Annotated in this window: 16 protein-coding genes, 1 other RNA gene and 1 pseudogene; 9 read left to right on the top strand and 9 right to left on the bottom strand. The window is 64.2% G+C overall.

Translation table 11 applies throughout. The features are described from left to right. Window positions 1–17: 17 nt before the first annotated feature. Window positions 18–839, top strand: a pseudogene (locus K2O51_RS35685) (phosphatase PAP2 family protein); the annotation flags it as partial. A 163-nt stretch (window positions 840–1,002) separates the two neighbouring features. Here K2O51_RS35685 and paeA read toward each other — a convergent pair. Both paeA and K2O51_RS26170 read right to left on the bottom strand, forming a co-directional pair. Beyond that, window positions 1,003–2,334 (bottom strand): polyamine export protein PaeA, encoded by a 1,332-nt coding sequence (gene paeA, locus K2O51_RS26175; protein WP_011298740.1) that lies wholly within the window; start codon window positions 2,332–2,334, stop codon window positions 1,003–1,005. Window positions 2,335–2,395: 61 nt separating this feature from the next. Beyond that, window positions 2,396–3,370, bottom strand: a complete 975-nt coding sequence (locus K2O51_RS26170; RefSeq protein ID WP_220630956.1) for a LysR family transcriptional regulator — start codon at window positions 3,368–3,370, stop codon at window positions 2,396–2,398. A 128-nt stretch (window positions 3,371–3,498) separates the two neighbouring features. Here K2O51_RS26170 and K2O51_RS26165 point away from each other — a divergent pair, with 128 nt between their 5' ends. The 3 genes from K2O51_RS26165 to K2O51_RS26155 all read left to right on the top strand — a co-directional run bounded on the left by K2O51_RS26165 (window position 3,499) and on the right by K2O51_RS26155 (window position 6,614). Further along, a complete protein-coding gene (locus K2O51_RS26165; RefSeq protein ID WP_011298738.1) occupies window positions 3,499–4,779 on the top strand; it encodes a D-amino acid dehydrogenase in 1,281 nt (426 codons plus the stop codon). A 259-nt stretch (window positions 4,780–5,038) separates the two neighbouring features. Further along, window positions 5,039–5,851 carry a transporter substrate-binding domain-containing protein gene (locus K2O51_RS26160; RefSeq protein ID WP_220630955.1) on the top strand — a complete coding sequence of 271 codons (813 nt, stop codon included), beginning with the start codon at window positions 5,039–5,041 and terminating at the stop codon, window positions 5,849–5,851. Between the two features lie 103 nt (window positions 5,852–5,954). Then, window positions 5,955–6,614 carry an amino acid ABC transporter permease gene (locus K2O51_RS26155; protein WP_041679684.1) on the top strand — a complete coding sequence of 220 codons (660 nt, stop codon included), beginning with the start codon at window positions 5,955–5,957 and terminating at the stop codon, window positions 6,612–6,614. 69 nt (window positions 6,615–6,683) lie between these two features. Here the strand turns inward: K2O51_RS26155 and cphA (K2O51_RS26150) are convergent, their stop codons facing one another. Continuing rightward, window positions 6,684–9,254, bottom strand: a complete 2,571-nt coding sequence (cphA, locus tag K2O51_RS26150; protein WP_011298735.1) for a cyanophycin synthetase — start codon at window positions 9,252–9,254, stop codon at window positions 6,684–6,686. Window positions 9,255–9,283: 29 nt separating this feature from the next. Then, the gene (gene cphA / locus K2O51_RS26145) at window positions 9,284–11,920 is read right to left on the bottom strand and encodes a cyanophycin synthetase (RefSeq protein ID WP_220630954.1); all 2,637 of its coding nucleotides are present in this window, start codon (window positions 11,918–11,920) and stop codon (window positions 9,284–9,286) included. Window positions 11,921–12,162: 242 nt separating this feature from the next. Between cphA (K2O51_RS26145) and K2O51_RS26140 the strand changes: the two genes are divergently transcribed. Continuing rightward, on the top strand, window positions 12,163–14,469 hold the full coding sequence (locus K2O51_RS26140) for a cyanophycin metabolism-associated ABC transporter (protein ID WP_011298733.1): 2,307 nt from the start codon (window positions 12,163–12,165) through the stop codon (window positions 14,467–14,469). Window positions 14,470–14,491: 22 nt separating this feature from the next. Next, window positions 14,492–14,962: a cyanophycin metabolism-associated DUF1854 family protein gene (locus K2O51_RS26135; RefSeq protein WP_086004448.1), complete on the top strand. Its 471-nt coding sequence runs from the start codon at window positions 14,492–14,494 to the stop codon at window positions 14,960–14,962. Between the two features lie 28 nt (window positions 14,963–14,990). On the opposite strand, the gene K2O51_RS26130 is transcribed toward K2O51_RS26135, so the two are convergent. The 5 genes from K2O51_RS26130 to ompA all read right to left on the bottom strand — a co-directional run bounded on the left by K2O51_RS26130 (window position 14,991) and on the right by ompA (window position 18,139). Continuing rightward, window positions 14,991–15,392, bottom strand: coding sequence for a hypothetical protein (locus tag K2O51_RS26130; RefSeq protein ID WP_011298731.1), 402 nt, complete (start codon window positions 15,390–15,392; stop codon window positions 14,991–14,993). Window positions 15,393–15,514: 122 nt separating this feature from the next. Continuing rightward, window positions 15,515–15,874, bottom strand: a transfer-messenger RNA (tmRNA) gene (ssrA, locus tag K2O51_RS26125). 77 nt (window positions 15,875–15,951) lie between these two features. Continuing rightward, on the bottom strand, window positions 15,952–16,614 hold the full coding sequence (gene gph, locus K2O51_RS26120; RefSeq protein ID WP_182142201.1) for a phosphoglycolate phosphatase: 663 nt from the start codon (window positions 16,612–16,614) through the stop codon (window positions 15,952–15,954). After that, window positions 16,614–17,363, bottom strand: coding sequence for a bifunctional 2-polyprenyl-6-hydroxyphenol methylase/3-demethylubiquinol 3-O-methyltransferase UbiG (gene ubiG, locus K2O51_RS26115; RefSeq protein WP_011298729.1), 750 nt, complete (start codon window positions 17,361–17,363; stop codon window positions 16,614–16,616). The genes gph and ubiG overlap by 1 nt, the downstream gene beginning before the upstream one ends. Window positions 17,364–17,482: 119 nt before the next feature. Continuing rightward, the gene (gene ompA, locus K2O51_RS26110; protein WP_011298728.1) at window positions 17,483–18,139 is read right to left on the bottom strand and encodes an outer membrane protein OmpA; all 657 of its coding nucleotides are present in this window, start codon (window positions 18,137–18,139) and stop codon (window positions 17,483–17,485) included. A gap of 436 nt (window positions 18,140–18,575) precedes the next feature. On the opposite strand from ompA, the gene gyrA reads away from it, so the two are divergent. The 3 genes from gyrA (at window position 18,576) to serC (ending at window position 23,139) form a co-directional block, all read left to right on the top strand. Continuing rightward, complete coding sequence (gyrA, locus tag K2O51_RS26105; RefSeq protein ID WP_011298727.1) at window positions 18,576–21,227, top strand: DNA gyrase subunit A; 2,652 nt, start codon at window positions 18,576–18,578, stop codon at window positions 21,225–21,227. Between the two features lie 82 nt (window positions 21,228–21,309). Continuing rightward, window positions 21,310–21,873 carry a DUF2059 domain-containing protein gene (locus K2O51_RS26100; protein ID WP_011298726.1) on the top strand — a complete coding sequence of 188 codons (564 nt, stop codon included), beginning with the start codon at window positions 21,310–21,312 and terminating at the stop codon, window positions 21,871–21,873. 114 nt (window positions 21,874–21,987) lie between these two features. Beyond that, window positions 21,988–23,139 (top strand): 3-phosphoserine/phosphohydroxythreonine transaminase, encoded by a 1,152-nt coding sequence (serC, locus tag K2O51_RS26095; protein WP_220630953.1) that lies wholly within the window; start codon window positions 21,988–21,990, stop codon window positions 23,137–23,139. Window positions 23,140–23,214 lie beyond the last annotated feature (75 nt).

The raw sequence follows: 23,214 nt of genomic DNA, 5'->3' as shown, positions 1-23,214 counted from the left end.
ACGAAGCAGGAGTCGTCATGGATGCGCAGCAATTGCTGATGCCCGCCCATGCGCTCGGCTTGCTGGCGCTGTTCGCGCTGGCGGCCTTGATGCTGTTCTGGCTGATTCCGCTGTTGCTCGGCATCATCCGGCCGCTGGTGAGATGGCTTGATGTGTGGCGGGCCGCGAGCGTGGAGGCATTGTCGAATCGCACTGCCGGCCGTGGCGGGCGCTCATCGCGCCTGCGGGCCATGACGCTGCGCATGCTCGAGCGCGACGCGGCCGAGCTGCTGCTTGTCGCTGCCGCAGGCGCGAGCCTTCTGGCCTGCGGCAGCGCGCTGCTTTGGCTGGTCGACGGGATTGCCGAAGACCGGGGACTGGTCGCCCTGGACCACGCAGTATTCGACCAATTGCGCGCGGTGCGGCAGGGCTGGCTTGACGTAGCCATGATCGCGATCACCGAGCTTGGCGGCGCGCGGGTCTCGGTTGCGGTCGGTGTCGCCGTCTTTGCGTGGCTGGCGTGGCGGCGCGCATGGGCGGCCGCGGCGTACTGGGCGATTGCCTTGCTCGGCGCGCGCGCCTGCGTGATTGCGCTCAAGTTCGGCTTGCAGCGCCACCGTCCGGCAAGCATCTACAGCGGGCTGGAGTCCTACTCGTTCCCCAGCGGCCACGCCAGCAGCAGCATGGTGACCTATGGCTTCCTCGCTTTCCTGATCTGCCTGCGCCAGCCCTGGCGCGTGCGTGCGCCGGTGCTCGCGCTGACCGCCGTGGCGGTGGCGGCGATCGGCCTGTCGCGCCTGTACCTGGGCATGCACTGGCTCTCGGACGTGGCCGCCGGCTTCGTGCTTGGGCTCGCGTGGATTGCGCTGGTGGGCACAGCCTACATCATGCTGCATGTGCCGGCGCGTCTGCCGGCATGGCAGCTCGGCGCTGTGGCGGCGACCGCGGTCATCGTGGCAGCGGGCTATCTCGTAGCGTATCGCCTGCCCGACAGGCTCGAGCAGTATCGCCAGGCGGGCGCGCTCAGCGACCCGCTTCGGGCGCCGGCTGTCCCAGCGTCGCCGTCGTCCCGGCCGTCAGGCGCGACACCAGGAGCTGATCGATCTTGTGATGGTCGATGTCCAGCACTTCGAAGCGGAAGCCTCCCACGGTGATCGACTCCGATTTCTTCGGGATGCGCTTGAGCGCGTAGATCACCAGGCCTGCCACCGTATCGACGTAGTCCTCGCCCGGCAGCGCGTCGATCTCCAGCGCCTTCTTCAGGTCGATCAGCGGTGTCAGGCCGTCCACCAGCCAGGAGCTATCGTCGCGCCGCACGATCTGTTCATCCTCGCTCGAGTAAAGGATGTCGCCCATCAGCGCGCCGACAATGTCGTCCAGCGTGACGATGCCGACTACCAGGCCGTACTCGTTCATCACCACGGCAAAGTTCTCGTGCATTTCGCGAAAGCGTGTGAGCGCTTCGGAAAGCGTCAGGGTGTCCGGAATCACCAGCACGTTCTTGTCGTGGTGCTTGCCGATATTGCCGATCACCGTTGCCGTTTCGTCGGCCAGCAGCAACTGCAGGATGTCCTTGGAGTCGATGTAGCCCTGCACGTCGTCGAGATCGTGGCCGCAAACCGGATATTGCGCATGCGGCTGGTTGACGAGCTTGCGCCGCACGCTGTCGGCGCCCTCGTCCAGGCTCAGGTAGACCACGTCATCGCGCGGCGTCATGATCGCCGTGACGCTCTTTGAATCGAGTTCGAACACATTCTCGATCAGGTGGATTTCATGCTTGAGCAGCACGCCGGCCTCCGCGCCGGCATCGACCATCGCGGCGATGTCTTCGGTGGTGATCTGCTCGACGGTCTTGGTCGGCAGGCCGAACAGCCGCAGCGTGGCATCGGCGGCGGCATTGAACACGTAGACCAGTGGCTTGAGCACGCGCAGCAGCGTCAGGATCGGATCGATCACCGCGAGCGCGCAGGCCTCGGGGAACGTCATCGCGATGCGCTTGGGGATCAGATCGGCAAACTGGATAAAAAGCAGCGTGACGATCAGGAACGAGCCGATATTGGCGATGCGCTGCGCGATGCCGGTATCCATGTACTGCGATAACGCTCCGAACACCAGATCGGAGACATGCTTTTCCCCGAGGATACCGGCCAGGATCGCCACGCTGTTCACGCCGATCTGCACGATCGTGAAGAAGTTGCCGGGCTCTTCCTTCAGCAGCAGCACCTTGGTGGCACGGCGGTCGCCGCGTTCGGACAGAACCTGCAGCTTGGTGCGGCGGGCGGCGGTCAGCGCGATCTCGGAAATCGAGAAGAAGGCGCTGATCAGGATCAGGAGGAGCAGGGTCAGTACGAACATGGCTGGTTGAGGGCACCGTTCGGGCGCCTTGATGATGGTGCAGGCCGCGCGAGGCTGTCAATCAATCCCGTCCTCTGGTGGCAGTAGTGGCGGTGGCGTCAAAGCTGGCAACGGGCGCTTCGAGCCGGTCCGGCAAGGTCGCGACTAGTGCCGCGGCGGCCTGCGCAAACTCGTCGCGCATGTCGTCGACGAGACTCGACGCGGCGCGGTGGCTCGCGCGCAGCAGCTGGATCTCGAACGGCAGGGCAGGCTGCACGGCGTGCAGCGACACGCGCGCCGTGCTGGCACTCAATGCCGTGAACTGGTCAAGCAAAGCCATGCCCAGTCCGGCTTCCACCAGCGACAACGCGAGCGAATACGTCTGCACTTCGAGCGTCGAATGTGGTTCCAGCGCATGCCGGGCCAGGGTCTGGCGCACCAGCAGGCCCAGCGAGCTATTGTCGTCGTAGCCGATGAAAGGCCGCTCCATCAGTTTGTGCATCGGCACCACATGGCGGCGTCCGCCTGCGGGCAGCGGCTGCTGTCGCGGTACCGCCAGCAGCATGTGGCCTGCGGCCACCGGTTCGCATGTGATCGCTTCGTGCCGCGGCGGCGAAAAGGCGAAGCCGAGATCGATCTGGTTCGCGAGCAGCGCATCGACGATCTCGTCGGTATGGTGGGTCAGCACCTGCACCTGTGTGTCGGGATAGCGCGCGCAAAAGCCGCGCACCGCAGGCACCAGCAGCGGCTCCGCGAGGCTCGGCGTGGCAGCGACCCGCAGGCGCCCGGCGCCCTTGTGGCGCAGGCTTTCCGAGACTCGCCGCACGCGGTCGATCTCGCCATATAGCCTTTCGACATCGCCATACAGTGCGTTGGCTTCCGGCGTGGCCTGCAAGCGGCCGCGCACGCGCTCGAACAGCCGGAAGCCGAGCGAGGCTTCGGCATGCTGCAGCACGCGCGTGACCACCGGCTGCGAGACGTGCAGCAGGCGCGCCGCCTCGCTGACGGTGCCGGTCAGCATGATGGCGCGAAACACTTCGATCTGGCGCAAACGCATGGTCGGGACGCTGGGAAAGTGCAGCCCATAGCCTAAAGACATATTCTGGCACGTATTGGCATTGGGCAAGCCGCGTGCACTCGACTACGCTGACGCCATTGAATGAACAGCAAGCGACAAGGATGGCAATGCGGGTAGTGATCGTAGGCGCCGGCGTGGTCGGCATGACCAGTGCGTGGCGCCTGGCGCAGGATGGCCACGAGGTGACGGTGCTCGAACGCCATGACGGCCCTGGCGAGGAAACCAGCTTCGCCAACGGCGGGCAGCTTAGCTACAGCTACGTGGCGCCGCTGGCCGGACCGGGCGTGATGGGCAAGGTGCCAGGCTGGCTTCTGCGGCGCGATTCGCCGATGCGCTTCCGGCCCGTAGCCGATCCCGCGCAGTGGCTCTGGCTGGCGGCATTCATGCGCGCTTGCAATGCCGGCACCAGCGAGGCCACCACGCGCAAGCTGCTGCGCCTGGCATTTTACTCGCGCGACCTGATGGAGGCGTTCGTCGCCAGCGAAGGCGCGAAGGCCGGGACGGCGAGCGATTTCGATTTTGCGCGGCGCGGCAAACTGATTGTGCACCGCGATGGCGCGGCGTTTGAATCGGCGCGCCGCTTGCTCGATTATCAAGCCAGTCTCGGGTGCGAACAGCAGGCACTCGACCGGGACGCGTGCGTGGCGCTGGAACCCGCGCTGGCAGGTATCCGCGACGAGATCGCCGGCGCGATCTACACACCGAGCGAGGAGGTGGGCGACTGCCATCGCTTCTGCCTGTCGCTGGCACGGTTGCTGCAGCATCAGCCGGGCGTGTCGATGCGGTTCGGCAATGTCGTGCACGGCCTGGTGCAACAAGGGGACCGCGTCACGGGCGTGCAGACGGTAGCCGGCGTAGTGCCCGCCGATGCGGTGGTGGTGGCGGGTGGCATCGGCAGCGTGCCGCTGCTGCGCCCACTGGGCGTGCGGCCGATGCTTTGGCCGTTGAAGGGCTACAGCATTACCGTGCCGCTGTCGAACAGTGGGCCGGCTCCGCACATCAGCATCACGGATTTCGCCAACAAGATCGTCTATGCACGCATCGGCAATACGCTGCGCGTCGCGGGCATGGCCGATCTCGTGCGTGGTGGCGCGCGGATCGATCCCGAGCGCATTGGCACGCTGGTGGCGCAGACGCGCACGGTGTTTGAGGGTATCGTGCCCGACATCCCGCTCGCGCAGTTGCAGCCGTGGGCAGGGCTGCGGCCCGCGACGCCCGATGGCTTGCCGATGGTCGGGCCATCACGCCTGCGCGGCCTGTGGCTCAATCTCGGGCATGGCGCGCTTGGCTTTACGCTTGCTATGGGCAGCGCAGGGCTGCTTGCCGACCGCCTTGCCGGACGCAAGCCTGCCGTCAATGGCGATGATTTCATCGCCGCGCACGCGTAGTTGCGCGGCGGAATCCTTGCAGTAGCGGGCTATACAACTGTGGTTCGTATCGCCGTTCCCGCCGCGGGGCATCAACATGAGCGGCAAGGCGTTCCAGAGGTCCAGTGGCAGGGGTCAAAGCCATATAGCCATGACGAATCGTTATTTCGATATCGATAGCGTTTGCGGTAGTGTTGAGGCCGATATAGGCTCATAGCAGCACAAGCGACGGGCACCTTTACAAAAGGCGCCCGTCAGTCCGCATCCCACTGGAGAACATATGCGATCGATTCGTCATGGCTGGCTCAAATCCCTGCTGGCTGCCTCGCTGATCGCCGGCGCCGCCGGCCTGAGCGCCACCGCGGCCAGCGCCGCGGACCTGCTCGATACGGTCAAGCAGGCCGGTGTCCTGAAGATTGGCCTGGAGGGCACCTATCCGCCGTTCGGCTTCCGCAACCCGAAGAACGAGCTCGATGGATTCGACGTGGATGTGGCACGTGCCGTCGCCGCGAAGCTCGGCGTGAAACCGGAGTTCGTGACCACGGAATGGAGCGGCATCATTGCCGGCCTGCAGGCGGACAAGTTCGACGTGATCGTCAACCAGGTTTCGGTGACGCCGCAGCGCAAGCAGGTGCTGGACTTCTCGACGCCTTATGTCTACTCGGCCGCGCAGCTTATCCAGCGCAAGGATGACAAGCGCGAGTTCAATTCGCTGGAAGCGCTCAAGGGCCACAAGCTCGGCGTGAGCCTGGGTAGCAACTACAACGAACTGGCCAAGTCGGTGCCAGGCATCGACGTCAAGACCTATCCCGGTGCGCCAGAGTACCTGCGCGACCTGGCCGCGCAGCGGGTCGACGCCGCACTCAACGACCGGCTCATGGTCAACTACCTGATCAAGACCGCCAACCTGCCGCTGCGCCCGGGCGCGGTGGTGGCGGGCGCGAATGCCGAAGTGGCCATCCCGTTCCGCAAGGACAACCCGAAGTTCGCCCAGGCCATCGACCATGCGCTCGATGACCTGCGCAAGGACGGCACGCTGACCAAGCTGTCGGTGAAGTGGTTCGGGTCGGACGTGACCAAGCCCGGCAAGTAAAACCGCAACCTGTCATACGACACCCCGCCCGGCCACAGGCTGCGCGGGGTTTGCGCGCATGCGGGCAATCCGTATGATGCGTGCTTTTTCCGGCGACCTTCCTATGTCCGCGCTCCAGCTCATCTCCGATTCCATGCCCGTGCTGCTGCAGGGCACGCTACTGACCATCAAGTTCGCGCTGTGGTCGATGGCCTTCGGGCTGGTGCTGGGCATGGTCGTGGCGCTCATGGGCATCAGCCACAACCCCGTGCTGAAGGGCATCGCACGCACGTACGTCAGCATCATGCGCGGCACGCCGCTGCTGGTGCAGATCTTTGTCGTCTACTACGGCTTGCCCGGTATCGGCGTCGCGCTGGAGCCGACGCCTGCGGGCGTACTGACGCTGAGCCTCAATGTGGGCGCATATTTGTCCGAGAGCATGCGCGGGGCGATTCTCGGCATTGCGCGCGGGCAGTGGCTCGCGGCCTATAGCCTTGGGCTGACGCCCGGCCAGACACTGCGTTACGTGGTCGGCCCGCAGGCCCTGCGTCTTGCGGTGCCGAGTCTTTCCAACAGCCTGATCAGCCTGATCAAGGACACCTCGCTGGTGTCGGTCATTACCGTGACGGAGCTGTTGCGCACGGCGCAGGAGGTCATTGCGGCGACTTATCAGCCGTTGCCGCTTTATCTTGCGGTGGCGGCGATCTACTGGGTGCTCAGCACCGGGCTGTCGGGACTGCAGCATGTGCTGGAGCGCAGGCTGTCGTTGCCGGGCCGCCACTGAACTGAGGCGCAGCAAACAAGAAGGGCCAGCCCGGTGGGCTGGCCCATCGTACCTCCGGGATATCCGCGCTTAACCCTGCGCGACGCGCCCGGCGATATGCGCGAGTGCTTCATCGACCTGATCCACCAGGATCAGGCACAGGTCACCCGGCTGCAAATGCGACAGACCCGTGTCGATGGCGACGAACTCACCGCGAATCTCCTCGACCGCACTGGTACGCGTGGCACCTTGCAGGCCCTCGCGCAGCAGCGCCAGCACCTCGCCATCGGCGCGGCCGCGCTGGCACTGGTCCTGGTACAGGATGACCTCGTCGAACACGCCGCCGAGGATCTGCGTCTGCTTGCGGATATCCTCGTCGCGGCGGTCGCCCGCGCCGCTGATCACCACCAGCCGGCGTTTGGCCGGCATGGTCTGCACGGCATTGCACAGCGCCTGGATGGCATCCGGGTTGTGGCCGTAGTCAGCAATCAGCGTCGCGCCACGGTAGTCGAACACGTTGAAGCGTCCCGGGGCCGTCTGCGCGTCGTTGACGAAGGTAGCCAGGCCGCGGCGGATGACGTTCCAGTCGATGCCGAGCGCCCACGCCGCGCCGATCGACGACATGGCGTTCTCGACCTGGAAGCCGATCGTGCCATTGCGCGTGAGCGGGATCTCGGCCAGCGGGATGCGCATTTCGTTGTCGCCTTCCGACGCCACGATGTGATCGCCGTCGACGAACACCACGCGCTTGCCCTGGGCACGGTGCGTAGCCATGGCCGGCTGGCCCGGGTCGTGCGCGAAGAAGGTCACCAGGCCCGGGCAGGCATCAGCCATGCGCACCACCATCGGATCCGCGGCGTTGAGCACGGCCATGCCGTGAGGCGCCACGTTCTGCACGATCACGCTCTTGAGCACGGCCAGGTCTTCCACCGTGCTGATGAAGGACAGGCCCAGGTGGTCGCCTTCACCGACGTTGGTCACCACGGCAACGTCGCAGCGGTCGAAGGCCAGGCCTTCGCGCAGCAGGCCGCCGCGCGCGGTTTCGAACACGGCCGCGTCGACGTCAGGGTGCAGCAGCACGTTGCGCGCGCTGCGCGGGCCGCTGCAGTCGCCGGTGTCGATGCGCTCGCCACGGATGTACACGCCGTCGGTGCCGGTCATGCCCATGCGCAGGCCGCTCGTGGCCATGATGTGCGTGATCAGGCGGACCGTGGTGGTCTTGCCGTTGGTGCCCGATACCGCGACCACAGGAATGCGGCCATCGTCGCCATCGGCAAACATGGTCGATACGATCGCTTCGCCGACTGCGCGGCCCTTGCCGTATGACGGCTGCAGGTGCATGCGCAGGCCTGGCGCGGCATTGACTTCGACGATGCCGCCGGCCTGTTCCTCGAACGGCTTCAGCATGGTCTCGCACACGGCGTCCACGCCGGCGATGTCGAGGCCGACCATCTGTGCAGCGGCGACGGCGCGCGCGGCGATGTCCGGATGGACGTCGTCGGTCACGTCGGTGGCGCTGCCGCCGGTCGACAGGTTCGCGTTGTTGCGCAGGACTACACGCGTGCCCTTGGGCGGCACAGACTCCGCGGTCAAGCCTTGCTTGGCCAGCGTGGCGAGCGCGATGTCGTCAAAACGGATCTTGGTCAGCGACGTCGCATGGCCCTCGCCGCGGCGCGGGTCGCGGTTCACTTCCTCGACGAGCTGGCGCACCGTATGCGTGCCATCGCCGATCACTTGCGGCGGATCGCGGCGCGCGGCGGCGACGAGGTGCTTGCCGACTACCAGCAGGCGGAAATCGTGGCCCGGGATGTAGCGTTCGACGATCACGTCGGAGCTGATGTCGGACGCGACTTCGTACGCCGTCATCACTTCCTCGCGCGTGCGGATGCGCACGGCCACGCCCTTGCCTTGGTTGCCGTCGCGCGGCTTCACCACGACAGGTGCGTCGATTTCCTGCGCGGCTTCCCAGGCTTGCTCGGCGCTGCGCACCGAACGGCCCAGCGGCACGGGTACGCCGGCCGCGTGCAACAGGCTCTTGGTCAGTTCCTTGTCCTGCGCGATGGATTCGGCGACAGCGCTGGTGGCGCTGGTTTCGGCGGCCTGGATGCGGCGCTGCTTGCTGCCCCAACCAAACTGCACCATCGAACCTTGGGTCAGGCGGCGGTAGGGAATACCCCGCGCGACGGCTGCGTAGACGATCGAGCCCGTGCTGGGGCCGAGGCGCACGTCTTCATCGAGTTCGCGCAGGCGGTGCAACGCGTCATCAAGGTCGAAGGGCGCGTCATCGCGCGCGGCCAGGCACAGCGCCTGGGCCAGGTCGAACGCCAGGCGGCCGACTTCTTCCTCGCTGTATTGCACGATCACCTGGTAGGTGCCGGGCTCGACCGTCTGCGCCGTGCGGCTGAACGTGACCGGGCAGCCGGCCGCGGCCTGCAGGCGCAGCGTGGCGGCTTCGAGCACGTGCGCGAGCGACAGCTCGCCGGCGTCCTCGTCCGGATGCAGCGGGCCGATATCGGGAAAGCGCGCGCGCAGGCGGTCTTCAAAGCCGGGCAGGGTAGCGACCATGTCCGACGGCTCCGGACAGGCCACGATCGCCTCGACGGCGGTGTGGCGGCACCACAGGTTCGGGCCGCGCAGGGCCCGGATGCGAGAGACTTCCATAGATTCTGGTATCCGTTCTTCTTGGGCCGTCAGGCGCGGCGCGGGGGCTGACCCATCCACTGGTGCACGCGGTCGACGGTGGCGGCGGTGGCGCCTTCGTCGCACTGCAGAACCAGCAGGTCGCCGGCCACCAGTTGGCCGAGCGCGGTTTCGATGGCGTCCTGGCGCGTGCCTTCGTCGATGATCTTGGTGACGCGGCGGCCTTCGTACAGCCCCTGCTTGAGCAGGGCGCGCGCCTCGGCATCGGGCAGCGCGCCCTTGACGCTGCGGTCCTCGCACAGGAACACGCGGTCGAAGGTAGCGCCAATGACCTTGCCCTGGCGGACCATGTCTTCGTCGCGGCGTTGTACGCCGGCACCGTAGACGATCATGCGGCGTTCCGCCGGGAAGCGGTCCAGAGCCGTGGCCAAGGCTTCCAGGGCAGGGGCGTTGTGCGCATCGTCCACGATCACCGTGGCGCCATTGCGCTCGAACTGCGTGAAGCGCCCCGGTACATCGACCTGGCCGACGTCGAACGTCACGATGCCGGCGCGGATCAGGTCATTGGAGATGCCCAGCGCCCAGCCTGTAGCGACGGCCGCCAGCACGTTCTCGACCTGGAACGACACGCGGCCGGCATAAGTCACCGGAATCGCGGCGACATCGGTCAGCGGCGTTTCACTGTTGCCGGTGGCCAGCACGACCTTGCCGTCGCGCACGAATACCGCGCGCTTGCCCTTGGCGCGATGCGCGACGATGGCCGGCAGATCTGCCGACAGGCCGAAGAAGATCACGTCGCCGTCGGACAGCTCGGCCATTTCGACCACGCGCTCGTCGCGCGCGTTGAGCACGGCGGCGCCGTTCTTGAGGACCACGTCGATCTGCGTGCGCAGCACGTTGTACATGCGGTCTTCGTCTTCGACGTAGTAATCGCCCATGTGGTCGGGCGTGTCGAAGTTCGTGACCACGCCAACCTGGCAGCGGTCATAGACGAGACCTTCGGACAGGATGGCGCCGCTGTCGTTCTCGAACACGGCGGCTTCGACCGCACGGTTCATCAGGATGCGATGGCCGGCGTCCCAGTTGGCGCGGTCGCCGCCCTGGACCAGCCGACGATCCAGGAACAGGCCGTCGCTGCACGCCAGGCCGGTGTGCTTGCCCGACAGTTGCAGCAGGCGCGCGACCAGCTTGGCCACCACGGTCTTGCCGTTGGTGCCGGTAATGCCGACCACGGGGATGCGGCCGGGATACGTGTCGTCGGCCTCGGGGAACAGGTGATCGACGATGGCGCGGCCCACCGGGCGCGGCCTGCCTTCGGCCGGCTTGAGGTGCATGAGCAGGCCGGGGCCGGCGTTGACTTCGACGATGGCCCCGCGCTGGTCGGTCAGCGGGCGCGAAATGTCTTCGGCCACCAGATCCACGCCGGCGATGTCCAGGCCGACCACGCGCGCAGCCAGCGCCGCATGAGCGGCCACGCTGGGGTGTACGCGGTCGGTCACGTCGAACGCCACATTGCCGGTGCGCTGGATCAGCACGGTCTTGCCTGCCGGAGGTACCGACTCGCCATCCATGTTCTGGCGCTTGAGTTCCAGGCGCGCTGCCGAGTCCAGGCGGACGCGGTTCAGCGGATGATCTTCGGTGCTGCCACGGCGCGGATCCGAGTTGATTTGCAGTTCGATCAGTTCCTCGATGGTCGACTTGCCGTCGCCCACCACGCTCGCAGTCTCGCCCATCGCGGCGGCGACCACGCGGCCGCCCACTACCAGCAGGCGGTGTTCGTTGCCGGGCACAAAACGCTCGACGATGACCCCGCTGCCTTCCTCGATGGCTACCGCATAGGCGGTCTCGACTTCCTCGCGCGTCATCAGGTTGGTGAAGACGCCGCGGCCGTGGTTGCCGTCGTACGGCTTGACCACCACCGGCACCCCGATGTCCTCGGCGGCTTCCCACGCGTCTTCGGGCGACTCGACCATGCGGCCTTCCGGCACCGGCACGCCGCACGATTCCAGCAGGCTCTTGGTCAGGTCCTTGTCGCGCGAGATGCTTTCGGCGATGGCGCTGGTGCGATCGGTCTCGGCCGTCCAGATACGGCGCGAGCGCGCGCCGTAGCCAAGCTGCACGAGGTTGCCGTCGGACAGGCGGATCGACGGGATGTCGCGGTCGTCCGCGGCATCGACGATGCAGGCCGTGCTCGGGCCGAGGCAGTGCTCGTCGACCAGGCGGCGCAGGTTGTCCACAGCGGCGGGCACGTCGAACGGACGGTCCTCGATGGCGGCCATGACCAGGTCGCGGGCCGCGAACAGCGCGGCGCGCGTGACTTCCTCATGCCAGGCGCGCACGATCACCTTGTAGACGCCGCGGATGGGGGTCTCGCGCGCCTTGCCGAAGCCGCCGGGCATGCCAGCCAGGTTCTGCAGCTCAAGCGTCACGTGTTCCAGGATATGACCCGGCCACGTGCCTTCCTTGAGGCGCTGCAGGAAGCCGCCGCGTTCGCCGATGCTGCAGCGATGCTCGACTAGCGAGGGCAGCCACGTCGACAGCCGTTCATAGAACCCCGGAATCGTGTTGGAGGGAAAGTCCTCCAGCTCCCCGATATCGACCCACGCCTCCAGCACGGGCCGATATGTCCACATATTCGGGCCGCGCAGCGACATGACATCGAAAATCTCAATGTCCTTCTTTTTCATTGATTTAGCTTGAGGCAATGGGCGGGACCGCCCGAGAAATGGAAGCCTAACCTTTCAATAACGTTACAGCATACGTCAGGTTGACTTCTTTAGCTGACATCCGATTGTGCAATGCATCAGGAGCACCCGCTGGTTGGCGTTATGTATACTTGCGGGCAAAATCGCCGGCCGCCAGAGTGCGGCCATTCTAAATTGTTTCAAGTTATGTCCGTTTCCGCTGGACGCTGCAAGGCGCGCCGACAATGACCCAGTCTTCCCTGCCTGTCTCTCAAAGCCTCGCCCCGGATGAGCCGTGGCGTGCCGAAGCCGGCGCGACGCTTCGTCCCGGCGAGACCGTTCTGGCTGGACTGGAACTCGACCTCGACGCGAGGCTGCATTTTACCCAAGGGTGGCTGGTTGTGACGGACCGGCGGCTCCTGGCCCGCGCTCCCGGTGAAAAAAGTGTGCGGGAATGGGCCATCGAGCCGGGCCTGCGCCTGACCCATACCGACCACGCCGGCGTTGGCACCCTCGAACTGTGCGATGCCGCGGGCCGGCTCGGCAGCTGGCGCTACACGCTTGGTTACAATCCCGCCGCGCTGCGGCTGGTGGATCAGTTCGAAGCACGCCGCGATACGGCCCCTTCCATGGTCCCCGAGGATGACGGCGAAGTGCTGTGCCCCACGTGCAAGGCACCGTTGCCACCGGGCGAGGAAGAATGCCCGCAGTGCAGCCGCGAGCTGGAAACCCCGTCGTCGACATGGGCACTTCTGCGCCTGTGGCGTTTTGCACGCCCGTACCGCTGGGAATTGCTCACTGGCTTCATGCTGACGCTGCTGTCCACCGCGGCCACGCTGGTACCGCCTTACCTGACCATGCCGCTGATGGACAAGGTGCTGATCCCGTTTCAGAACGGCGTGCCGATCAACTACGACCTGGTGCGCCTGTACCTCGCCGGGCTGCTCGGTGCGGCGCTGGTGGCATGGAGCCTGGGCTGGGCGCGCACCTACCTGCTGGCGCGCGTGTCGGAACGCATCGGCGCGGATCTTCGCACTACCACTTACGAGCATCTGCTGAAGCTGTCACTCGAGTATTTCGGCGGCAAGCGTACGGGCGACCTGATGGCGCGCATTGGCTCGGAAAGTGACCGCATCTGCGTCTTCCTGTCGCTGCACCTGCTCGACTTCGCGACCGACGTGCTGATGATCGTGATGACCGCGTTGATCCTGGTGTCGATCAACCCGTGGCTCGCGCTCGTGACGCTGGTGCCGCTACCGTTCATCGCCTGGATGATCCACCTTGTGCGCGACAAGCTGCGCCATGGCTTCGAGAAGATCGACCGGATCTGGTCGGAGATCACCAATGTGCTGGCCGACACGATTCCCGGCATCCGCGTGGTCAAGGCGTTTGCGCAGGAAAAGCGAGAAGTCGCGCGCTTCCGCGAAGCCAACAAGCACAACCTTGCCATCAACGATCGCGTGAATGCGGTGTGGTCGCTGTTCACGCCGACCGTCACGCTGCTCACGGAAATCGGCCTGCTCGTGGTGTGGGTGTTCGGCATCTGGCAGGTGTCGCACAGCGCCATTACGGTCGGTGTGCTGGTGGCCTTCCTCACGTACATCAGCCGCTTTTATACGCGGCTCGATTCGATGAGCCGCATCGTCTCGGTCACGCAGAAGGCCGCGGCCGGCGCGAAGCGGATCTTCGATATTCTCGACCACGTATCAAGCGTGCCTGAGCCCGTGCGGCCGGCAAAGCTGGACAAGGTAGAGGGCGCCATCGAAATGCGCGACCTCGGTTTCCGCTACGGTAACCGCGCGGTGATTCGCGGGCTGGATCTGTCGATCGCGCCGGGCGAGATGATTGGCCTGGTGGGTCACAGCGGCTCGGGCAAGAGCACGCTCGTCAACCTGATCTGCCGCTTCTATGACGTGTCCGAAGGCGCGATCCGTGTCGACGGCATCGACATCCGCTCGCTGCCGGTGTCGGAATACCGTCGCCATATCGGCCTGGTGCTGCAGGAGCCGTTCCTGTTCTTCGGCACGATCGCCGAGAATATTGCTTACGGCAAGCCCGATGCCACACGCGAGGAAATCGTCGCGGCCGCGCGCGCCGCGCACGCGCATGAGTTCATCCTGCGCCTGCCGCACGGCTATGACTCGCTGGTCGGCGAACGCGGACAGGCGCTGTCCGGCGGCGAGCGCCAGCGTATTTCGATCGCGCGCGCGCTGCTGATCAATCCGCGCATCCTGATCATGGACGAGGCCACGTCGTCGGTCGACACGCAGACGGAGAAGGAAATCCAGAAGGCGCTCGACAATCTCGTGCAGGGACGGACCACTATCGCGATCGCGCACCGGCTTTCGACGCTGCGCAAGGCCGATCGCCTCGTGGTGATGGACCGCGGCAAGATCGTCGAAGTCGGCGGTCACGACGAACTGCTGGCGAAAGAGGGCGCCTACTACAAGCTATACCAGGCGCAGGCGCGCAATGTGGATACCGAGGACGACGACACCGAGAGCGAAAGCGAGGTGCTTGCGAGGGAAGCGGAGGCTGCCAATGCTCAATGATGCCAATCTACAAGCGGCTGACATGCCCGACACGGAATTCACGCTGACCCGCAATGGCTTCGGCCGCCTGGTGCTGACACTTGGCGATGGCACGGCGCATGAGGGCGTGGTTCCCGTGCGTGCATTCCCGATCGGCGCGCCCGATGATGGCATCGGCATGATGAGCACCGATGGCCATGAACTGGCCTGGATTCCGCGGCTCGATCGGCTGCCCGCGCCGCAACGCGCCATGGTGGAAGAAGAACTGGCTGCGCGCGAGTTCATGCCGGAAATCCAACGCATCGTCGGCGTGTCGACGTTCGCCACGCCGAGCGAGTGGACCGTTCAGACCGACCGCGGCCAGACCACGCTGGTGCTGCGCGGCGAGGAAGATATCCGCCGCCTGGCGGGCACCACGCTGCTGATTTCAGACAGCCACGGCATCCACTACCTGATCCGCGACCTGATGGCGCTGGACCGGGCCAGCCGCAAGATTCTGGACCGCTTCCTCTGACCGGTTGCGTTGGGACGGGGCTGCTGCCTCAGTGCAGCAGTTCCTCGCCGTCGTCGTCTTCGTCCATGTCGTCATGCATCAGCGGGATGTCGGGGACCATGTCGAAGACCGACGAGTGATAGTGCACGCTGAACCATTCGCGGAACATCTGCAGCGACAGCGTCTCGGGCCACAGTGACTCGTCGAACCACTCGGCGAGCATGAATTCGAAGAAACCGCGCCAGCGCTTCTCCACCCAATGCCGGGCGTTGTCGGTGGTGTCCGCAATTTCCTCGGGCAGCAGGAAAACGCTCTGGTCCTCCCGAATGTGCTCGAGTGTCAGGTTCGGCACGGGCTCCGGATCTACAGCCTGAATCCAGTCCAGAAACGGCTGCTCGGGAACGATCGCGACCAGGGCGCGGTTGATGGTGAAGCGGGGATAGTCGGACATGGCTAGGCGACGGGGCAGGCTGCAGGACGGTATTGTAGTTGCCGGACGAGCGGCCAACGCATGCGGAGAATAGCGGAGGCAAGAAAAAACCCAGCCTGTGCAGGCTGGGTATTCGGAAATACTGGTGGAGCCGGCGGGAATCGAACCCGCGTCCGCAAGCCCTCCACAGAGAGTTCTACATACTTAGTTCTGTCATTTGATTTAACCGCCGCATCGCGGACGAACACGCTCTACGACGGCGAGTCACTTGGTTTTCGTCCCCGCAGTCGTGACACCGACGGGGCTTATCTGACGTAAATGACCTCGCTGGTTCTTGCGAACCCTAGCCCGTCAGCGAGCCAGTGCGAGGACGGCGGCCCTTAGGCTGCCAGTGCGTAACGTTCGTCGTTAGCAGTTATTGCATTCCCATTGATTAACGAGGTGACGGGTCCTCGGTATGCCCTCCACTGCTTCGCAACCCACGTCGAAACCAGGTCGGCCCCAGTGATGAGAAGACGGATTGTACCCGGGTTGGACGCAAGTTGCCGCGCCGGGTTCCGTTTTTGCTTGCAGAGGGCGATCAGTCCGGCATGAGCAGCGGAATCAACTCGGCAGGGTGGCGCACGAGGTAGTCGGCGCCCCAGGTCTCCGGCGGTTCGCCTTCGCCGCAGTACCCGTACGCGGCCGTGACCGTGAGCATGCCCGCTGCCTTGCCCGCCTGGATATCGCGCAAGTCATCGCCCACATACACGCAACGCTTAGGCGATACGCCACTGAGTTCTGCGGCACGGAGCAGCGGAGCCGGATGTGGCTTGGCATGGGGCGTCGTATCCCCGCTGACCACGGCTGACGCGCGCGGCGCCAGCCCGATCGCGGTCACGAGCGGCACGGTGAATCTGGCGATCTTGTTGGTCACAATGCCCCAGCGGATGCCTGCACCTTCCAGCGCATCGAGTACCTGCGGCATGCCGTCGAACAGCCGAGTATGCACGGCGATATCGGCTTCGTAGTAGTCGAGAAACAGGTCGCGCAGCGCAGGGAAGTCCGGATCGTCCGGGTGCTTGCCGAATGCAGCGCCCAGCAGGCCGCGCGCGCCATGCGACGCCACGGGGCGCAGCTTTTCATAGGCAACAGGCGAGCCACCATGCTCGACGACCAGCCGGTTGGCAGCTGCGGCAAGATCCGGAGCGGTGTCGGCGAGCGTCCCGTCGAGATCGAAAAACACGGCGTCGATTCCAGTCATCATTCTGCAACCCGGCGAAACGCCATCATGTAATTGACGTCCGTATCACGGCTCAGTGAATAAATCTGCGACAGCGGGTTATAGGTCATGCCGCGCATTTCCACGAGATCTAGTCCGGCATTGCGGGCAAATCGCGCCATTTCCGATGGCGTGATGAATTTCTCGTAGTCGTGCGTGCCACGCGGCAGCATTTGAAGGATGTACTCGGCGCCCACGACGGCCATCAGATACGCCTTAAGGTTGCGGTTGATCGTCGAGACGAAGACATGGCCGCCCGGGCGGACTAGCGTCGCGCACGCCTGGACGATCGACTCGGGATCGGGCACATGTTCAAGCATTTCCATGCAAGTTACGACATCCACGCTGCCCGGTTCGCGCGCCGCCAGCGCTTCCGCGGCGATCTCCTCGTAGTTGACGGCAACGCCGGACTCGAGGCTGTGCAGGTCGGCCACCCGAAGCGCCTTCGTCGAGAGGTCAATTCCACGCACATTTGCGCCAAGGCGCGCCATACTCTCGGACAGGATGCCGCCACCGCAGCCGATATCCACAACTTTCTTACCGGCCAGTCCGGCAATGCCGTCAATCCAACCGAGCCTCAGCGGATTCAGGTCGTGCAGCGGCTTGAACTCGCTGTTCGGGTCCCACCAGTGGTGGGCCAGTTCGCTGAACTTGTCGATTTCCTTGGGGTCGGCATTGGGGCCGGTGGGTTTGCCAGCGGAGGCCGGCAGGACTTGCGAAGGCGACGTCATGGTTTGCAGTGCCGGTACGGACGAAGTGCCTGAGCCGGCAGATAGGAGGGTGTCTGGCCACTGTACCAAAAAAAAAAGCCCAGCTTGCGCTGGGCTTTCCTGCATCGGAAAGAATCCGATTAACGTGCGCTGCGGGTGCCGACCACTTCGACTTCCACGCGGCGGTTCGGCTGCTGGCAGGCGATCTGGGCGGTGCGGTTGCCCTTGCACGACTTCGGATCGACCTTCAGCTGGCGCTTGCCCTTGCCTTCGGTGTAGACGCGGTTGGCTTCAACGCCCTTGCTCACCAGGTAAGCCTTGACCGACTCAGCACGACGGATCGACAGGCGATCGTTGTACTTGTCCGAACCGAACGAGTCGGTGTGGCCAACGGCGATGATGACTTCCAGGGTGATGCCTTGCAGCTTCGAGACCAGATCGTCCAGCTTGGCCTTGCCTTCCGGCTTCAGGACAGCCTTGTCGAAGTCGAACAGGGTGTCAGCTGCGAAAGTGACCTTCTCGCTGGAGACGACCGGCGGAGCCACCGGTGCCGGTGCCGGTGCCGGAGCAGCGGCCGGGGCCAGCGCGCCGTCGCACAGGGCGTTGGCGGTAGCCGGGGTCCAGGAGCTGTCGCGCCAGCAGAGCTCGTTCGTGCCATTCTTCCACACGTACTCGCTCGTACCGTTGCCCCAGTTGTCATTCACGGCCTTCTTTTCATAGGGGACGGACTGGGCTTGAGCGGATGCAGCCATTACTGCGGTAGCTGCAACGAGCGCGAGCTTGGCAAATTTTTTCATATTTCTCCTCTCAGGATGAGATCACCGCAGGGTTACTGCGAGCAAATGGACGAAAACAAGTCATACATTCTTCGGAGTATAACATTCTCGATGTGGTGTATGCTCCACTTCGAACAATGTCTGGCTCTTCGCTGGGGAATTGTGCCACAAGGCTCGTTTCCTAAGAAGTAAATATATTCGATTCAATCAACCCCTTTTGGGCCTGTGGTGTTTGTGCAACATGGGTCTTGAACTACCCGCAAAGCCTTGTGGCATCAGGCTTTGCGGGTTTGGCCGAGAGGCGCGCGGGCGGGTTTGTCGGGCTGGCGCAGGGGGTCGGAGGCGGGTCCGCGCGCATGGTAGAATGCCATGTTGGCCCGCCGCCGGATGCCCTCGCGCATTGAGCGGAAAACACGGCCCTCCTTTCGCTTAAACCCGCCGCATAAACCACGCCGCAATGGATCCATTCGCAAAAGAAACCCTTCCGGTCTCCCTTGAAGAGGAAATGCGCCGCTCGTATCTGGATTACGCAATGAGCGTGATCGTAGGGCGGGCGCTTCCCGATGTGCGGGATGGCCTGAAGCCGGTTCACAGGCGCGTGCTCTATGCGATGCATGAGCTCAACAACGACTGGAACCGGGCGTACAAGAAATCAGCCCGTATCGTCGGTGATGTGATTGGTAAGTACCATCCGCACGGCGACACTGCTGTATACGATACGATCGTCCGCATGGCGCAGAATTTCTCGCTGCGCTACATGCTCGTCGACGGGCAGGGGAATTTCGGTTCGGTGGACGGCGATAACGCGGCAGCAATGCGTTATACCGAAATCCGACTTTCGAAAATCGCCCACGAGATGCTCCACGACATCGACAAGGAAACTGTCGATTTCGATCCGAACTATGACGGTTCGGAAAAAGAGCCCGCTATTCTCCCTGCGCGAATTCCGAATCTGCTTATCAATGGTTCGTCGGGTATTGCGGTCGGCATGGCCACCAATATCCCGCCGCATAACCTTAATGAAATCGTCGATGGCTGTCTTCACCTGCTGCGCAATCCGCAGGCAACGGTGGATGAGCTGATTGAATTGATTCCCGCGCCCGATTTCCCGACCGCCGGCATTATCTACGGTATTCAGGGCGTGCGCGAAGGCTATCGGACCGGACGTGGACGCGTTGTCATGCGCGCGCGCACGCACTTCGAGGACATCGACCGCGGCCAGCGCCAGGCCATCATCGTCGACGAGCTGCCGTACCAGGTGAACAAGCGCACGCTGCTCGAGCGCATTGCCGAGCTGGTCACCGAGAAGAAGGTCGAGGGCATCTCGGACATCCGCGACGAGTCGGACAAGTCCGGCATGCGCGTGGTGATCGAACTCAAGCGCAACGAGGTTCCCGAGGTCGTCCTCAACAACCTATATAAGAACACCCAGCTCCAGGACACGTTCGGCATGAACATGGTGGCGCTGGTCGACCGCCAGCCGCGCCTGCTGAACCTGAAGCAGATGCTCGAGTACTTCCTGCAGCACCGCCGGGAAGTTGTGACGCGCCGTACGGTATTCGAGCTGCGCAAGGCGCGCGAGCGTGGCCATGTGCTGGAAGGCCTGGCCGTGGCGCTCGCCAACATCGACGAGTTCATCGCGATCATCAAGGCGGCGCCTACGCCACCTATCGCCAAGCAGGAACTGATGGCGAAGTCGTGGGATTCCGGGCTTGTGCGCGAAATGCTCGCACGTGCCGAAGCCGACACCCCTGGTGGCCGTGCGTCGTACCGCCCGGATGGGTTGCCAGCGATGTTCGGCATGCAGGGCGATGGCCTGTACCGCCTGTCGGATTCCCAGGCGCAGGAAATCCTGCAGATGCGCCTGCAACGCCTCACCGGTCTGGAACAGGACAAGATCGTCCAGGAATATCGCGATGTGATGGCGATCATCGCGGATTTGCTCGATATCCTGGCACGGCCCGAGCGTATTACCACCATCATTTCCGACGAACTGACCGCTATCCGCGCGGAATTCGGCGACGAGCGCCGCTCGCAGATCGAGCTGAACGCCACCGAGCTCGACACCGAGGACCTGATCACGCCGCAGGACATGGTGGTCACGCTGTCCCACAGTGGCTATATGAAGAGCCAGCCGATTTCCGAATACCGTGCCCAGAAGCGCGGCGGACGCGGCAAGCTGGCGACGGCGACCAAGGAAGACGACTGGATCGACACGCTGTTTGTGGCCAACACCCACGACTACATCCTGTGCTTCTCGAACCGAGGTCGCCTGTACTGGCTCAAGGTCTATGAAGTGCCGCAGGGCTCGCGCAACTCGCGCGGCCGCCCAATCGTCAACATGTTCCCGCTGTCGGACGGCGAGAAGATCAACGTCATCCTGCCGGTCCGCCAGTTCGACGCCGAGCACTTCATCTTCATGGCCACCGCGCGCGGCACGGTCAAGAAGACGGCGCTGACGGAATTCTCGAACCCTCGCAAGGCCGGCATCATCGCCGTCGACCTCGACGAGGGCGACTATCTGATCGGCGCCGCCGTGACGGACGGGCAGCACGATGTGATGCTGTTCTCGGATGCCGGCAAAGCCGTGCGTTTCGATGAGAACGATGTGCGCCCGATGGGCCGCCAGGCACGTGGCGTACGCGGCATGAATCTCGACGAGTCGCAAACCGTCATCGCCATGCTCGTAGCGCCGGCAGAGACGGCGGAGCAAACCGAAGCCGGCTCGCCGGGCAGCGTGCTGACCGCGACCGAGAACGGCTACGGCAAGCGTACGCCGATCGCCGAGTACACTCGACACGGTCGTGGGACCAAGGGCATGATTGCGATCCAGACGAGCGAGCGCAACGGCCGTGTGGTGGCTGCTGCACTGGTTTCGCCCGATGACGAGATCATGCTGATCACCACAGGCGGCGTGCTGATCCGCACGCGCGTGGCCGAAATCCGCGAGATGGGCCGCGCGACGCAGGGCGTCACGCTGATCAATGTTGACGAAGGCACTAAGCTCTCGGGCCTGCAGCGCATCGTGGAAACCGATGCCGACAACGGTGCGGGCTCGGAAGAGGCGGAAGAGGCGGATGGTGCCGCCGATGCCGATGCCAATTCGTAAGTTGTTGCAACAATAGGACACCGGCCGGAACTCGCCAGATGGCGGTCCGGACTAAAACGGACATATTTACCAGGGAGTCACAATGCTCAAAACCTATCGACGTATCGCTGTTCTGGCTGCTTTCGTTCCGACGTTCATGATGGCGCAGCATGCGCACGCACAGGACGCGGACAAGACGGCTGCCATCAAGGAACTGCTTTCCGTCATGCAGGCTGACCAGGCCGTGAAGGGCCAGGCAGAAAACTGGCAGCAAGGCGCCAAGCAGGAAGCCCCGCTGGTGCTGGAGCAGGTACTGGTAGAGAACAAGACGCTGAACGACAAGCAGAAGCAGGCCGCTGTCGAGAAGCTGAAGAAGAACGGCGCGGTACAGCGCATGGTGGATGGCGCCGGTACGGCGTTCAATACCGATGGCTTCCGGAAGGATGCGATCCAGGCTCACTACGACGCCTTCGGCAAGTACTACAGCACGCAGGAACTCAAGGACCTGACCACGTTCCTGAAGTCGCCGACCGGCCAGAAGTTCATGGCTAACCAGGGCAAGGCGACCCAGGAGATCTGGGGTTCGATGATGCAGAAGTACGGTCCGCAGGTCGGCAAGTCGATGCGCGACGCCGCCGAGAAGGAAATCGCGGCCGCCGCGAAGTAACTTCCGGCGACAGGGTGCAGGTCCTGCGCCCGCCCGCATCGCCCAACGGGATGCGGGTTTGAGGGATAATGGCTGCTTGGGGTATCCCCGGCAGCCATTTTTCTTTTCCAGTTCATGAACGATCCACAGACTCCCGCCCTCGCCGGCATGCAGCGTGCATTGGCCGAACGCGTCTTCAACTTCTCCCCGGGACCCGCCACGCTGCCCGCCGAAGTGCTGCAACAGGCCGCAGAAGAGATGCTGTCATGGCATGGGACGGGCGTGTCGGTCATGGAGATGAGCCACCGCAGCCGCGAGTTCGAAGGCATTCTTGCCGAAACGACCGCGGATCTGCGTGAACTGCTCAAGATTCCAAAGAACTTCCGCATTCTGTTCCTGCAGGGCGGCGCCATCGGCGAGAACGCGATCGTGCCGCTGAACCTGATGCGGCTGCGCAATGCCGATCGCCCCAAGGCAGACTTCGTGGTGACCGGCTCGTGGTCTGTCAAGACCGAGCAGGAAACGCGACGCTACGGCGAGGTAAACATCGCAGCATCGAGCGCCGACCGGAAGTTTCACGATATCCCCGACGTGGCCGGCTGGAAGCTGTCCGATGACGCTGCCTACGTGCATCTCTGCACCAACGAGACGATCGGCGGCGTGGAGTTCCACGAGGTTCCGGATATCGGGCAGGACAAGGGCCGCGTCGTGGTGGCCGACGCATCGAGCCACATCCTGTCGCGCCCAGTGGACTGGTCGCGCGTGCAGGTGATGTATGGCGGTGCACAGAAGAATATCGGGCCCGCTGGCGTGACGATCGTGATCGTGCGAGAAGACCTGCTGGGCCATGCTCATCCGCTATGCCCGTCGGCGTTTAACTGGCGTATCGTCGCCGAGCATGACTCGATGTACAACACGCCGCCGACGTACGCCATCTACATCGCGGGGCTGGTCTTCAAGTGGCTCAAGCGCCAAGGCGGAGTGCCGGCGATCGAGCAACGCAATATCGCCAAGGCGAAGGCACTGTACGACTTCCTTGACCAGAGCGATTTCTATCGCAATGAGATCGACCCGAACTGCCGTTCGCGCATGAACGTGCCGTTCTTCCTCGCTGACGAGACCCGCAACGAGGCATTCCTGCAGCAGGCCCGCGCCCATGGCCTGCTGCAACTCAAGGGCCACAAGTCCGTGGGCGGCATGCGCGCCAGCATCTACAACGCCATGCCGATCGAGGGCGTGTATGCGCTGATCGATTTCATGCGTGAGTTCGAGCGCAACGCTGCCTGACGGCGCTGCGGCGGACAGCCGCGCGCGAACGGCGCGCGGTATTGTTTTATTCTCAGGCCCTCCCTGCGGAGCGGC

The sequence above is a fragment of the Cupriavidus pinatubonensis genome, from assembly GCF_019602855.1.
GTDB lineage: Bacteria > Pseudomonadota > Gammaproteobacteria > Burkholderiales > Burkholderiaceae > Cupriavidus > Cupriavidus pinatubonensis.
This window is presented reverse-complemented; position numbering and strand designations above follow the sequence as displayed.

Excerpts from the sequence above, each read along its gene's own strand:
- paeA (WP_011298740.1), bottom strand. The coding sequence starts at position 2,334 with ATGTTCGTACTGACCCTGCTCCTCCTGATCCTGATCAGCGCCTTCTTC.
- K2O51_RS26170 (WP_220630956.1), bottom strand. The coding sequence starts at position 3,370 with ATGCGTTTGCGCCAGATCGAAGTGTTTCGCGCCATCATGCTGACCGGC.
- K2O51_RS26165 (WP_011298738.1), top strand. The coding sequence starts at position 3,499 with ATGCGGGTAGTGATCGTAGGCGCCGGCGTGGTCGGCATGACCAGTGCG.
- K2O51_RS26160 (WP_220630955.1), top strand. The coding sequence starts at position 5,039 with ATGCGATCGATTCGTCATGGCTGGCTCAAATCCCTGCTGGCTGCCTCG.
- K2O51_RS26155 (WP_041679684.1), top strand. The coding sequence starts at position 5,955 with ATGTCCGCGCTCCAGCTCATCTCCGATTCCATGCCCGTGCTGCTGCAG.
- cphA (WP_011298735.1), bottom strand. The coding sequence starts at position 9,254 with ATGGAAGTCTCTCGCATCCGGGCCCTGCGCGGCCCGAACCTGTGGTGC.
- cphA (WP_220630954.1), bottom strand. The coding sequence starts at position 11,920 with ATGAAAAAGAAGGACATTGAGATTTTCGATGTCATGTCGCTGCGCGGC.
- K2O51_RS26140 (WP_011298733.1), top strand. The coding sequence starts at position 12,163 with ATGACCCAGTCTTCCCTGCCTGTCTCTCAAAGCCTCGCCCCGGATGAG.
- K2O51_RS26135 (WP_086004448.1), top strand. The coding sequence starts at position 14,492 with ATGCCCGACACGGAATTCACGCTGACCCGCAATGGCTTCGGCCGCCTG.
- K2O51_RS26130 (WP_011298731.1), bottom strand. The coding sequence starts at position 15,392 with ATGTCCGACTATCCCCGCTTCACCATCAACCGCGCCCTGGTCGCGATC.
- gph (WP_182142201.1), bottom strand. The coding sequence starts at position 16,614 with ATGACTGGAATCGACGCCGTGTTTTTCGATCTCGACGGGACGCTCGCC.
- ubiG (WP_011298729.1), bottom strand. The coding sequence starts at position 17,363 with ATGACGTCGCCTTCGCAAGTCCTGCCGGCCTCCGCTGGCAAACCCACC.
- ompA (WP_011298728.1), bottom strand. The coding sequence starts at position 18,139 with ATGAAAAAATTTGCCAAGCTCGCGCTCGTTGCAGCTACCGCAGTAATG.
- gyrA (WP_011298727.1), top strand. The coding sequence starts at position 18,576 with ATGGATCCATTCGCAAAAGAAACCCTTCCGGTCTCCCTTGAAGAGGAA.
- K2O51_RS26100 (WP_011298726.1), top strand. The coding sequence starts at position 21,310 with ATGCTCAAAACCTATCGACGTATCGCTGTTCTGGCTGCTTTCGTTCCG.
- serC (WP_220630953.1), top strand. The coding sequence starts at position 21,988 with ATGAACGATCCACAGACTCCCGCCCTCGCCGGCATGCAGCGTGCATTG.